The sequence below is a fragment of the Pseudomonas sp. URMO17WK12:I7 genome, from assembly GCF_003269045.1.
Classification (GTDB): Bacteria; Pseudomonadota; Gammaproteobacteria; order Pseudomonadales; family Pseudomonadaceae; genus Aquipseudomonas; species Aquipseudomonas putida_J.
In genome coordinates this window covers 194,727-207,222 of record NZ_QLTL01000007.1, presented here as the reverse complement: position 1 = coordinate 207,222, position 12,496 = coordinate 194,727, and the positions used below count along the sequence as shown (strand labels likewise).

The following is a 12,496-nucleotide window of genomic DNA, read 5'->3' as shown; positions in this document are numbered from 1 at the left end:
CGCAGGTGCGCAACGCTTTGTGGGAGCGGCCTTGTGTCGCGAAAGGGCTGCAAGGCGGGCCTAGGTATCAGCGTTGATGCCTAGATCTTGGGGCCACTTTGCGGTCCTTTCGCGACACAAGGCCGCTCCTATAAAAGGGCTGTGTGCGGTTGGGAAATTAGCCTTTCGCGGCATGCACAATGAGAGCTTATGCACAAGAGGCATCGGCGCCTTGCGCGAAAGGCATGCCGCTCTCGTATACCGCCGGTCTTTGCGCAAACACCTGTTTTTACTGGGCTTGAGGTGTGCACCGGAATAAGCCGAGCGCTTGAAATAGCGCTTGGCTCCATCCATTCATCAAAAGCTTGTTCACAGACTTATCCACAGCTTTTGCTGCGGCTAACGGTCACGCTCGGCCAGCAGCAGCAGGTTGCGCGGCGTGAGCGGATAATCGCAGAAAGTACCCAGGCGAACGTCGTAGCCCTGTTCTTCGAGGAACAGGGCGCGGTCGAGTACCAGCCACAGCTCCAGCGGGCGGCGGAACAGGTTGCGCAGGCGCTCGAGGTTGCGCACTTGGGCCAGGCGCTGCCAGCCGGCGGCCTCCAACGCGGCCCAGTCCGGTTTGCCACTCAGCTCGACCTTGCGCAGGTCGGCCAGCTCACGGCAATACTGCTCGAAAGGCTTGCCCAGCCAGGCAACCGGCAGCGAAGGGGTGGACAGGTATTCATCGCATTGGCGTTGCTCGCGCTGCAGCAGGTCGAAGCCCAGGCGCCGGGCCATGGAGCAGTCGCGCTGGTGGCGCACGCGGGCGCTGGCGGTGACGGCTTCATTCAATGGCAGGCCGAGGTCGATCAGGCTCAGATGCAGTGGCGAGTGCCGCGCGGCTGTGGATAACGGCGGGTAGTGCTCGCCGGGGATGCGGTTGTAGCAGCAAGGGGCAACGGCCAGGTGCCGACAGCCTTGCTGGCTGGCTTGGCGCAGCAGGTGGACGTGCAGTTCGCCGCAGGCGTGCAGGGCGACCACGCTTTTATCGTGGTCCAGATACTGGGCGCTGCTGGTGGCCATGACGTCCTGGTGGACGTGGGTCGCGGGCAGGTGGTGGTGATCGCTCAGGGCCTGGCCAGCGGCGACCAGCTCGGGGTTGTACTCCAGGCAGGTCAGCTGCTGGCCGGGTTGCAGCAGGCGGCGGCCAAGGTGGCCCTTGCCAGAACACCAGTCGAGCCAGTGGCGAGTGTGTTGGCGAAAGCCCAGGCGGCGGCTGAAGGCTTCGATCTGTTGCCATTTGCGGCCCGGGACGTTGACGTCCAGGCGGTGGCCGGCGTTGGGCAGGCCGGTGTCGGGGAGTTCGCCCAGGGCTGACAGTTGCTCGGCTTGCGCGGCCAGCTGCGGGAACGGGGCGGGCAGGCCTTGCGGGTTGATGTCGGCTTCGGCATCGGCCAGGGTGCACTGGCGCAGGTGGGCGGCGAGTTCAGGGTATTCGGTTTCCCAGTCCAGGCGCAGGGCGGTGAAGGGCCTGGGTTTCCACAGCGGCTGGTGCTCGGTCAGGAACTGGTCCAGGGCCTGGAAGCGGTCGTGCAACGCGTGGCTGTGGAGGTAGGTGGACATGGGGCAGGGCTTGAGGTGTGTGGTGGTTTCAAGGGCCCTTTCGCGGGTAAACCCGCTCCTACAGGAGCTCCACTGCCTTCAGGCCTGTGGTGACACCTGTGGGAGCGGGTTTACCCGCGAAAGGGCCAGTAGGGTTCAGCGGCCCTGGCAGGCGTCCACGCGCAACCAGCGCTCCAGCAGCTTGAAGCCTTGCACCAGCACGAACGAGATCACCAGGTAGAACACCCCGGCAGCGAAGAAGATCTCCACTGGCAGGTAGGTCCGGGCAATGATGGTACGGGCCATGCCGGTCAGTTCCAGCAGGGTCACGGTACTGGCCAGGGCACTGGCCTTGAGCATCAGGATCACTTCGTTGCTGTAGGCCGGCAGGCCGATGCGCGAGGCGCGCGGCAGCATGATGTAGAACAGCGTCTTGCCCCGCGACATGCCCAGCGCCCGCGCCGCTTCGATCTCGCCCTTGGGGATCGACTGCAGCGCACCGCGCAGGATTTCGGCGATGTAGGCGGCGGTGTGCAGGGTCATGGTCAGCACCGTGCACCAGAACGGATCGCGCAGGTACGGCCACAGCGAGCTGGAACGTACGGCATCGAACTGGGCCAGGCCGTAGTAGACCAGGAACAGCTGCACCAGCAGCGGCGTGCCACGGAAGAAGAAGATGTAGCTGAACGGCACGGCGCGCACGTACCAGTGGCGCGAAGAGCGGGCGATACCCAGCGGGATGGCCAGGATCAACCCGGCGACCACGGCAATGGCCACCAGCTCCAGCGTCAGGGTCGCGCCCTCGGCCAGGCGCGGTAGCCACTTGAAGATGACTTCCCAATTCATTATTCAGCCCTCGCAAAGCCGCGAGCGGCGCGTTTTTCCATGAAGTGCATGCCGGTCATGGCGACCACGGTCAGGCTCAGGTAGATGCAGGCGGCGACCATGTAGAAGGTGAACGGCTCTTTGGTCACGGTCACGCCGATTTGCGCATGGCGCATGATTTCTTCCAGGCCGATTACCGACACCAGCGCGGTGTCCTTCATCAGGATCATGAACAGGTTGCCAAGGCCCGGCAGGGCGATACGCCACATCTGCGGCAGGATGATCCGCGACAGGATGCGGCCCTTGGACAGGCCCAGCGCAAGGCCAGCCTCACGGTGGCCCTTGGGGATCGCCAGGATCGCACCGCGGAACACTTCAGTGGCATAGGCGCCGAAGCACAGGCCCAGGGCGATGACACCCGCGGCAAAGGCGCTCAGTTCAAGGCCTGGCAGGTTCAGGGCTTCGCCGAGGCTGTTCATCAGGCCGACGGTGCCAAAGTAGATAAGCAGGACCCAGAGCAGTTCGGGCACGCCGCGCACCAGGGTCGAGTAGAAGCCGCCAAGCCATTGCAGCGGCTTGATCGAGGAAGTCTTGGCCAGGGCGCCGAGCAGGCCCAGGACCAGCCCCAGCAGCAGGGCGCAGAGCGCCAGTTTTACGGTCATCAGGGTGCCGGCCATCATGGCCGGACCGAATCCGTGCAGGTCAATATTCATGGGCAGGTCATTCTAGGGACGTGCGCGCCGCGAGGGCGCGCAGGTCAAGCGGATCATTCGATGCTGAATGGGAAGTACTTGTCGTTGATCTTCTTGTACGTACCGTCAGCCTTGATTTCCGCCAGGGCGGCGTTCAGCTTCTCGCGCAGCGGGTCTCCTTTGCGCACGGCGATGCCGATCTTGTCGCTGTCCATCACTGGCTCACCCTTGAACTCGAAGTTCGAGCCGTCCTTGCTCTTCAGCCACTCGTACTGCACGTACTTGTCGGCAAGGATGCCGTCGATGCGGCCGGCAATCAGGTCCAGGTAGGCGTTTTCCTGGGTGTCGTACAGCTTGACGTCGACGCCCTTGAAGTTGTCTTCAAGGTAGGTACCGGCCAAGGTTGCGCGCTGTGTACCGATGGACTTGCCTTTCAGCGACGCTTCGTCAGTCTTGAAGTCGACGTTCTTCGGCGCGATGAACTGCAGCTTGTTGGAGTAGTACGGGTCGGTGAAATCGACCGCCTGCTTGCGCTCGTCGGTAATCGACAGCGACGACACCAGGAAGTCGAACTTCTTGGCGTTCAGGGCCGGGATGATGCCGTCCCAGTCGGAGGTAACCACCGAGCACTCGACCTTCATCTTGGCGCACAGGGCGTCGCCGATGTCCTTGTCGAAGCCGACGACGTTACCGCTGGCATCCTTGTTGTTGAACGGTGGGTAAGCGGCTTCGATACCCATGCGCAGTTTTTCCGCGGCCATGGCATTTGCCGACATCACCAGCGTGGCAGCGGCTGCCAGGAGGAACTTCTTGTAAGTGTGCATGTATTGCTCCGTTAGCGGTGGCTGGACATGAATTGCTTGCAACGCGCCGAGGTCGGGTTCTCGAAGACCTGCTGCGGCGATCCTTGCTCTTCAACCAGGCCCTGGTGCAGGAAGACCACTTCACTGGACACCTGGCGGGCAAAGTTCATCTCGTGCGTCACCAGCAGCATGGTACGGCCTTCTTCGGCCAGTGCGCGGATAACGTTAAGCACTTCCTGGACCATTTCCGGATCGAGCGCCGAAGTCGGCTCGTCGAACAGGATGACCTTGGGCCTCATGGCCAGGGTACGGGCGATGGCAGCACGCTGTTGCTGGCCACCGGAAAGCTGGGCGGGGTAGCTGTGGCGCTTGTCGTAGATGCCGACCTTGTTCAGCAGCGCTTCGGCGGCTTCGATGGCCTCGGCCTTGCTCTGGCCGAGCACGCGGCGTGGCGCCTCGATGATGTTGTCGAGGATCGACATGTGCGGCCACAGGTTGAAGTTCTGGAAGACGAAGCCGATCTCGCTGCGCAGGCGGTTGATCTGGCGGTTGTCGGCAGCGATCAGGTCGCCGTTCTTGGCGGCCTTGAGCTTCAGGCTTTCGCCGGCAACGAGGATCTCGCCCTGGTGGGGGTTTTCCAGCAGGTTGATGCAGCGCAGCAGGGTGGACTTGCCGGAGCCGGACGACCCCAGGATGGAGATCACGTCACCGTCGCGAGCGGTCAGCGAAATGCCCTTGAGAATTTCCTGCTCGCCGTAGCGTTTGTGCAAGTTGCGGATTTCCAGCGCGGGCGTGGCCTGGGCCATGTGCGGTCCTCATGTATTCGGGTGCGTTCCCAGCTGTTGGCGGCCTTCCTGGCGAGCGCCACGCTAGCATAGCGGCAATAGACGGCCAACAGGGTCGCAGGGGGCTCAAGGCATTGCCGGGGCAGTTTGTCGCATCGTTGCAGTGCAACGTCGCGCAGATGTCCGCAAAGGGTCTCGCCCGGCGCCATGGCCTTGATGGAAAAAGGCGCGATGGTGCCAGTTTTGGCCGGTACTTGAAAGCTGTTTTAGACCATTCGCGGGTCTGGCCCGCTGCTGTGGGTGCGACTTCGGCCCGTTGTCCCGGGGATAAAGGGTTGCGCCTTCGGGTTGCACTTTTGTGCCTTGCGTCGGTGCATAGGTGTTACCGGGGAGCACCTTTGGTGCGTTTGTAAGTGGGTATTTCCGTAATCCGGACTTGGCATGGGCATTTGGCGGCCTTTCGGTCAAAGGTTGGCCGAATGCCCTGCAACCCGCGCCGTTTAAAGGTCGGGCGATCAATCTGACGAATGCATTCAGCAGGTGGCAAGCTTATTGCCAGTAGGAAACCGCCGATTGCAGCGATGCCTAGGTCAACCCCAGGTGCGCTCTGTTCCCGCAGTCGGAGTGGTCCACTCCTTACAAAGGTAGTTTTAATGAGCGGTAACAATTCCAATGACCTCGCTCAGGGGCTCAAACAACGGCATGTCACCATGCTGTCCATTGCTGGCGTTATCGGCGCCGGTCTGTTCGTGGGGTCCGGCCATGCCATCGCAGCTGCCGGCCCGGCCGTGCTGCTGGCCTACGCCGCCGCCGGTACCCTTGTGGTACTGGTGATGCGCATGCTCGGTGAAATGGCGATCGCCTCGCCGGACACGGGTTCGTTCTCTACCTATGCCGACCGCGCCATTGGCCGCTGGGCCGGTTTCACCATTGGTTGGTTGTACTGGTGGTTCTGGGTACTCGTCATCCCGCTGGAAGCCAATGCTGCTGCGGCCATCCTCCACGCCTGGTTCCCGTCTGTGGACCTGTGGGCCTTCTCCCTGCTGATCACCCTGGCGCTGACCCTGACCAACCTGTGCAGCGTCAAGAACTACGGTGAATTCGAGTTCTGGTTCGCCCTGCTCAAGGTGCTGGCGATCATCGGCTTCATTGTCGTCGGCTGTATCGCCATGTTCGGCTTCGTGCCAAGCAGCCAGGTGAGCGGTGCTTCGCACCTGTTCGACACCCAGGGCTTCATGCCCAATGGCCTGGGTGCCGTGCTGGCGGCCATGCTGACCACCATGTTCTCGTTCATGGGGACCGAAATCGTCACTATCGCCGCTGCCGAATCGAAAGACCCGGGCAAGCAGATCAGCCGCGCCACCAACTCGGTGATCTGGCGTATCTGCCTGTTCTACCTGGTGTCGATCTTCCTGGTGGTGGCCCTGGTGCCGTGGAACGACCCGGCGCTGGCCGAAGTGGGTTCCTACCAGACCGTGCTGAGCCGCATCGGCGTGCCGAACGCCAAGCTGATCGTCGACATCGTCGTCCTGGTGGCCGTGACCAGTTGCCTGAACTCGGCGCTGTACACCTCTTCGCGCATGTTGTTCTCGCTGAGCAAGCGTGGTGACGCCCCGGCCATCGCACAGCGCACCACCCGGGCGGCGACTCCGCATGTGGCTGTGCTGCTGTCGACTGCTGCCGCGTTCCTCTGCGTGTTCGCCAACTACGTGGCCCCGGCCCAGGTGTTCGAATTCCTGCTGGCCAGCTCTGGCGCCATCGCGTTGCTGGTGTACCTGGTGATTGCCATTTCGCAGCTGCGCATGCGCAGCCAGCGTGAGGCACGTGGCGAGAAGATCGCCTTCAAGATGTGGCTGTTCCCGGGCCTGACCTGGGCGACCATCGCCTTCATCGTCGCCGTGCTGGTAGTGATGGCGCTGCGTGAAGATCACCGTGCCGAGATCATCGCGACTGCGCTGCTGAGTATTGGCGTGGTGGCGGCGGGCTTGCTGGTGCACCGCAAGCGTGAAGCTGCCGGGCGGGTAGCGCTGGACAACTGATCCGCGCTGCTTGAAATGAGAAGGCCGCGTCCTGTGCAGGACGCGGCCTTTTTTATTGCCTGTGCGGGCCCTTTCGCGGGTAAACCCGCTCCTACAGGGACCGCGACGCCCTCGGGCCTGTGGTTAAGCTGTGGGAGCGGGTTTACCCGCGAAAGGGCCGTAACAGGCGATATGGCCCGTTCAGCCAAATTGCTTCTGCTGCTGTTGCTGCTTGGCCACCAGCTCGGAAGCGGCGATGTAGGCTTCCTGGAACTCATCGCTCTCCAGCCAGGCCATGGTGGTGTCTTCGTCGGCACCGTCGAGCCAGGTGCGGTAGGCGTTGAACACCAGCACGATGTAGTCGGTGGCGTGTTCTTCCTTGTGGCCCTTGAGTACCAAGGCCAGCAGAGGGTCGACCAGGAATACCGAGATCATCGCGACCAGGCTGGTTTCCTGTGCGGCTTTCATCTTGTCGAACAGCTCTTTATAGCTGTCTGTCTCCATGGCCTTGTTGAATACCTGCTCGATGCTGGCACTGTCACCGGCGCTGGCCTTGACTGCCTGGCCGCTGCGCACCATGCGGTTCTGCTTGGCCTTGCTGGCGGCGCGCTTGGCGCGTTTCTGTTGCTTGGTTGGAGTGGCCATGGCTGATCCTGGGGTGTGGCTGAAAAAGTGCGCGTATTGAAGCGCAGTTGCCCGGGAAACCCAAGTGTTGCTGAAAGGGGCTGCACAGCAGCCCCGGCAATCTAGCTGGCTACCGCAGCCGGTTCATCCTCCTCGAACCCGCGCGATGCCCGGCCCACCAGCAATTCATCCGGTGCATGCGCCACGTGGTGGTCCTTGCCCGGGTAATCGAGCGAATGCAGGAAATGCCGGATGCAGTTGATCCGCGCGCGCTTCTTGTCATCCGACTTGATCACTGTCCATGGTGCATCGGCAGTATCGGTATGGAAGAACATCGCCTCCTTGGCTGCGGTGTAGTCCTCCCACTTGTCCAGTGACTTGATATCGATAGGCGACAGCTTCCAGTGCTTGAGTGGGTCGTCCCGGCGCGAGATGAAGCGGCGCAGTTGCTCCTCGCGGTTCACTGAGAACCAGTACTTGAACAGCAGGATGCCGCTGTTGCACAGCATCCGCTCCAGGTCTGGCGTCTGGCGCATGAATTCGAGGTACTGCAAGGGCGAGCAGAACTCCATCACCTTTTCGACCCCGGCGCGGTTGTACCAGGAGCGATCGAAGAAGACCATTTCACCCGCCGTGGGCAGGTGCTGGATGTAACGCTGGAAGTACCACTGCCCCAGCTCCTGCTCGGAAGGCTTTTCCAGCGCGACGATGCGCGCACCCCGCGGGTTCAGGTGCTCCATGAAGCGCTTGATGGTGCCACCCTTGCCCGCCGCATCTCGCCCCTCGAACAGGATCACCACGCGCTGGCCGGTTTCCTTCACCCAGCTCTGCACCTTCAGCAGCTCGATCTGCAGCGCGTGCTTGGCCTTTTCATAATCCTGGCGGCGCAGGCGGGTGCGGTACGGGTAACTGGCTGGCAGGCGCGCCGAGGTGCTGTCTTCATTGCTGCCCTTCGGGGCGCTGGCGACTTCCAGCGCGGCCGGGGCCTGGCTGACCTGGGTGATGGTGGGCTCAGGCTTGCGTTGGCGAGGGCGGCGCGTGCGGGGTGTGGTGGTGGCGCGGGTCGAGGATTCGCCCGGGGCGGGAAGCAGGAGGGTGGGTTCTTCGCTCATGGGGGGCCTTGCGAGGTTGGGCCGAATGTCCACCTGCAATTTTGAGTTCGAGCGAAAGGGGGCTTGTTGATGCCGGTCAATGGCGGAGGGAATGGGGAGGGGAGCAAAAATCCAGGCAACAAAAAACCCGCACTAGGCGGGTTTCTTGTTGTCGCTTCGGGTAACTTTGCAACCACCAGAAGCTTGAAGGTGGTGCCCAGAGACGGAGTCGAACCGCCGACACGAGGATTTTCAATCCTCTGCTCTACCGACTGAGCTATCTGGGCGACGAGGTGAATTAAATAGATTTTCTGACGGCCCGTCAACGACTTTTTTTAAAAAATTTTAAATTAATTCCGTCGCTTACGATTCGTGGGGTCATTCGGAGGGTGGAACGTAGCCTTCCGCCTGGGCGTATTCCTCGCCAGCGAAAAACTTGTCCATCTCGCCTTGGAGGAACTTGCGGTCCTCGCCGTTCATCATGTTCAGGCGCTTTTCGTTGATCAGCATGGTCTGGTGTTTCTTCCAGTCTTCCCAGGCTTTCTCCGAGATGTGGTCGAAGATGTCCTGGCCTTTGGCGCCAGGGTAGGGCGGGCGCGCCAGGCCTGGGAGTTCTTCTTTGTACTTGCGGCACATCACGGTGCGGGTCATCGGGCTTCTCCTGCAATCAGTTCGTCGGCCGCGCGTTTGAGCAGCTTCTTGACCGGGGCGGCGAGGCCCAGGCGCGGCGGGGTGGCGAGGTTATACCAGAGCCAGTCGGCCTCGACCACGTGCTGGCCGACCGGGTTGACGCGTACCAGCCAGGGCTCGATCGCCAGCTGGAAGTGGCTGAAGGTGTGGGTCAGGCCGTCCAGCGCGCGGCTGCCAGCCAGGCGCAGGCCGTGCTGGTAGGCGAGGTCATCGAGCTGGGCGATGTCGTCGAGTTCCGGCAGGCTCCACAGGCCGCCCCACAGGCCGCTGGATGGGCGGCGATAAAGCAGGATGGCGCCTTCGTGGTTGGCCAGCAGCGGCATCAGCGTGCGCCGTTGGGGCAGCGCCTTGCGTGGCTTGGGCTCTGGGTAGCGGGTTTCTTCGCCGTGCAGGTGCGCTTCGCAGCCGCGCTGCAACGGGCAGATCAGGCAGCTGGGCTTGCTGCGCGTGCACAGCGTAGCGCCCATGTCCATCATTGCCTGGGTGTAGTGGTTGGCACGCAGCTGCGGCGTAAAGCGCTCGGCCGTGGCCCACAGCTGGTTGGCCACCTTGGGTTCGCCGGGGTAGCCGGCCTGGGCGGTGTAGCGAGCCAGCACGCGCTTGACGTTGCCATCAAGAATCGGCGCGCGAATGCCCATGCTGATGCTGGCAATGGCGCCGGCGGTGGAGCGGCCGATGCCGGGCAACTCGGTGAGCTGTTCGACGCTGCGCGGAAATTCGCCGCCATGCTGCTCGACGACGATCTTCGCCGCCTTCTGCAGGTTGCGTGCGCGGGTGTAGTAGCCAAGGCCCGTCCACAGGTGCAGCACTTCGTCCTCCGGCGCTTCAGCCAGGGCCTGCACGGTTGGCAAGGCCTGCATGAAGCGGTCGAAGTAGTTGAGTACGGTGCTGACCTGGGTCTGCTGCAGCATGATTTCCGAAACCCATACCCGGTAGGGGTTGATGCCCTGTTGCCAGGGCAGGTCGTGGCGACCGTGCTGGTCGTACCAATCCAGCACGGCGCTGGAGAACTGCGCGGGGGTCATCGCTTGAACAGCCCCTTGAGTGCGTCTTTGAGTTCTGGGCTCACTTTGTCTCCGAGTTTTTCATCGATCTTGTCTTTCAGGCGGTTGCCGGCCAGCTTGGCCGCGACCTTGCCCAGGCCGTCCTGGTCCAGGCGGCAGGCCTTGGCGCCCAGCTCCAGCGGGCCACGGCAGCGCAGCGGCACTTCCACACCGACGAAGCGTTCGTTGACCTGGCAGGCCGGGTCGGGCATTGCGCGCTGGTCACCTTCGACGATCACGCCGACGTTGTAGTCCATGCCCAGCACGCGCAGGTCGAGGTCGCCATGGCCGTTGACGGTCAGGCCCGGGATGCGTGCCTTGAGGTCCGGGTTGCTGGCCACGCCATTGCGAATCACCAGGCTGCCGCGCAGTTCTTCGAACGGGGTGTCCTTGCCGCGTGGCTCGCCACTCAATGCCTTGCGGTTGAGGGTGGCGATGGCCTGGCAGAGTTGCTGTTCCAGGTTGGCGTTGACCAGCACGCCGTCGTTGATGGTGAAGTTTGCGCTGCCATTGAGGGTGTCGACCAGTGCCTTCTGGCTGTTACCGGTGGCGGTCAGATCACTGGTCAGGGTCAGCAGGCCTTTGACCGGTGGCGTCTGCTCCTTGCCTTCGGCCTTGATGAAGTGCTCGACCGGGACCCGGTTGATCTTGGTGTTGATACCCATCTGTGGCACGGCAGGGCGCACATCGACGTTACCCTTGGCTTCAAAGGTGCCGTTGTAGAGGCCGCCACGCAGGGTTTGCAAGGTCAGCAGGCCGCCCTGGCCGGTGGCCTGCAGTTGCGCATCGCTGATCGGAAGTTTGTCCAGGGTCAGCGAGCCGAAGGCCAGGTCGGCCTGCAGGTCGAGTACCCGCAGGCGGTCGACCGGCAACAGCTTGTCGTCGCTCCAGGCCAACTGGGTCGGGGCGTTGGGCAGCGGTGTGCTGCCAGCAGCGGCTACGGCTGTGGCTTCCTGCTGTTGGACCTCGGCCTGGCGTGCGGCAGTGGCACCCTTGGCCTCTTCGCTCTTGGCCGGCATGTACCGGTCAGCGTCGAACTTGTCGCCTTTTAGCTGCAGGCGCAGGGCCTGCTTGGCGAAGTCTTCGACGGCCACGCGGCCGGTGAAGGTGCTTTCGTCCAGCTTCACGGCCAGGTCGGCCAGTGTCAGGCTGGTTGGCGTGCCTTGCAGCCGGGTCACCAGCTCCAGCTTGCCGAATGCCGCCGGGTCGGTGGTGGCCGGTAGCGGGTGGCCGATGCCGTCGAGGAAGGTGCGCAGGTTGAACTGGGCGATGGACAAGCCGCCGCTCAGTTGCGGTGCCTTGTCGAGGTCACGCAGGTTCAGTTCGCCGAGGGCGCGCAGCTGGTTGGCCGACACCTTGAGGCCGTTCCACGAGGCCACGTTGGCGCCCATGTCGACCAGCAACTGGCCTTGGGCGCCGAAGGTGACGGTCTTGCCAGCGGTAGGTTCGCCCGACGTTTCGCCGGTCAGGCGCATGTCTTCGAAGTTGTAGCGCTTGAGCTTGCGATCGAAACGCAATTCGCCGGCCAGCTCGGTACGGGCCTTGATGGCTGGCTGGCTGGCGCTGAGGAAGGCGCTGGCCTTGAGGGCGATATTGGTGCCTTCGTGGACCGGGCCGGTGCTCAGCTGGATGCTTTCGGCGCTGTAGCTCTGGCCGCTTTTGGCATCGGTGTACTGCACCCGGGCGTTGTTCACGGTGAGGCTGTCTATGTCCAGTTTGACGGCGCGTTCGCCGCCGCTTTCGGCAGGTTTGGCGGGTTGTTCGGCAGGTGCCTGGGTCGGCGCAGTGGCGGTGCCCTCGGTTGCAGCCGGTAGCGGCTTGCCGATGTCCTCCCAGTTGCCGTGGCCGTTTTCGTCACGTGCCAAGGTCAGGTTGAGGCCTTCGACGCGAACATCGCTCATCTGCACTTCACGGCGCAGCAATGGCAGCACGCGTACCGAGAGGCCGAGCATCTGCAGGTCAGCGAACGGTTCTTTGGGTTTGGTCAGGGTGGCGATGCTGGCTTCGTGCAGCTCCAGGCCCAGCCAGGGGAACAGGCTCCAGCCGATGTCGCCGTTGAGGGTCAGCTCGACGTGGGCCTTGTCGCGCGCCAGTTGGCGGATCTCGTCTTTGTAGTCGTTGGGATCGAAGAGGTGGGTCAGGGCGAAGCCCAGCGCCACAATGATCAGCAGCAACCCGAGAAGCCCCAGTCCCAGGATTTTGCCGAACGCTTTCATGGGCGAGTCCTTGTAGTCCGTAGTGTGAATTCCGAACGCCAGAGTATAGCGCCGCAGGGGTGTGCCCTGCGTATTCGACTAGCGATGCAGGGCATTTCCAATGATTGTGAGATTCGACAGTTGTGGTTTTGGCAGTTCCTTCGGCG

The 12,496-nt window shown here is 62.8% G+C and carries 11 protein-coding genes and 1 tRNA gene; 1 reads left to right on the top strand and 11 read right to left on the bottom strand.

The window, feature by feature from the left end; genetic code table 11:
• Positions 1–378: 378 nt before the first annotated feature.
• The 5 genes from H040_RS11860 to H040_RS11835 form a co-directional block, all read right to left on the bottom strand.
• On the bottom strand, positions 379–1,584 hold the full coding sequence (locus tag H040_RS11860; protein ID WP_027917582.1) for a methyltransferase: 1,206 nt from the start codon (positions 1,582–1,584) through the stop codon (positions 379–381).
• Positions 1,585–1,719: 135 nt separating this feature from the next.
• Positions 1,720–2,409 (bottom strand): ABC transporter permease, encoded by a 690-nt coding sequence (locus H040_RS11850; protein WP_027917581.1) that lies wholly within the window; start codon positions 2,407–2,409, stop codon positions 1,720–1,722.
• Complete coding sequence (locus tag H040_RS11845; protein WP_027917580.1) at positions 2,409–3,101, bottom strand: ABC transporter permease; 693 nt, start codon at positions 3,099–3,101, stop codon at positions 2,409–2,411. The genes H040_RS11850 and H040_RS11845 overlap by 1 nt, the downstream gene beginning before the upstream one ends.
• A 53-nt stretch (positions 3,102–3,154) precedes the next feature.
• Entirely contained in the window at positions 3,155–3,904 is a 750-nt protein-coding gene (locus H040_RS11840) for an ABC transporter substrate-binding protein (protein WP_027917579.1), read from the bottom strand.
• An 11-nt stretch (positions 3,905–3,915) separates the two neighbouring features.
• Positions 3,916–4,689 (bottom strand): ABC transporter ATP-binding protein, encoded by a 774-nt coding sequence (locus tag H040_RS11835; RefSeq protein ID WP_027917578.1) that lies wholly within the window; start codon positions 4,687–4,689, stop codon positions 3,916–3,918.
• 632 nt (positions 4,690–5,321) lie between these two features.
• Here H040_RS11835 and gabP point away from each other — a divergent pair.
• Positions 5,322–6,707: a GABA permease gene (gene gabP, locus H040_RS11830; protein WP_027917577.1), complete on the top strand. Its 1,386-nt coding sequence runs from the start codon at positions 5,322–5,324 to the stop codon at positions 6,705–6,707.
• Positions 6,708–6,887: 180 nt separating this feature from the next.
• On the opposite strand, the gene H040_RS11825 is transcribed toward gabP, so the two are convergent.
• From H040_RS11825 to H040_RS11800, 6 genes are all read right to left on the bottom strand, one after another.
• Positions 6,888–7,331, bottom strand: a complete 444-nt coding sequence (locus H040_RS11825) for a hypothetical protein (protein WP_027917576.1) — start codon at positions 7,329–7,331, stop codon at positions 6,888–6,890.
• Positions 7,332–7,432: 101 nt separating this feature from the next.
• On the bottom strand, positions 7,433–8,422 hold the full coding sequence (ppk2, locus tag H040_RS11820) for a polyphosphate kinase 2 (protein ID WP_027917575.1): 990 nt from the start codon (positions 8,420–8,422) through the stop codon (positions 7,433–7,435).
• Between the two features lie 190 nt (positions 8,423–8,612).
• Positions 8,613–8,688 (bottom strand) — tRNA-Phe (locus tag H040_RS11815).
• Positions 8,689–8,779: 91 nt separating this feature from the next.
• Complete coding sequence (locus H040_RS11810) at positions 8,780–9,052, bottom strand: oxidative damage protection protein (RefSeq protein WP_027917574.1); 273 nt, start codon at positions 9,050–9,052, stop codon at positions 8,780–8,782.
• Complete coding sequence (gene mutY, locus H040_RS11805; RefSeq protein ID WP_027917573.1) at positions 9,049–10,116, bottom strand: A/G-specific adenine glycosylase; 1,068 nt, start codon at positions 10,114–10,116, stop codon at positions 9,049–9,051. Before mutY ends, H040_RS11810 begins: the two co-directional genes overlap by 4 nt.
• Entirely contained in the window at positions 10,113–12,350 is a 2,238-nt protein-coding gene (locus tag H040_RS11800) for an AsmA family protein (protein ID WP_027917572.1), read from the bottom strand. Before H040_RS11800 ends, mutY begins: the two co-directional genes overlap by 4 nt.
• Positions 12,351–12,496 lie beyond the last annotated feature (146 nt).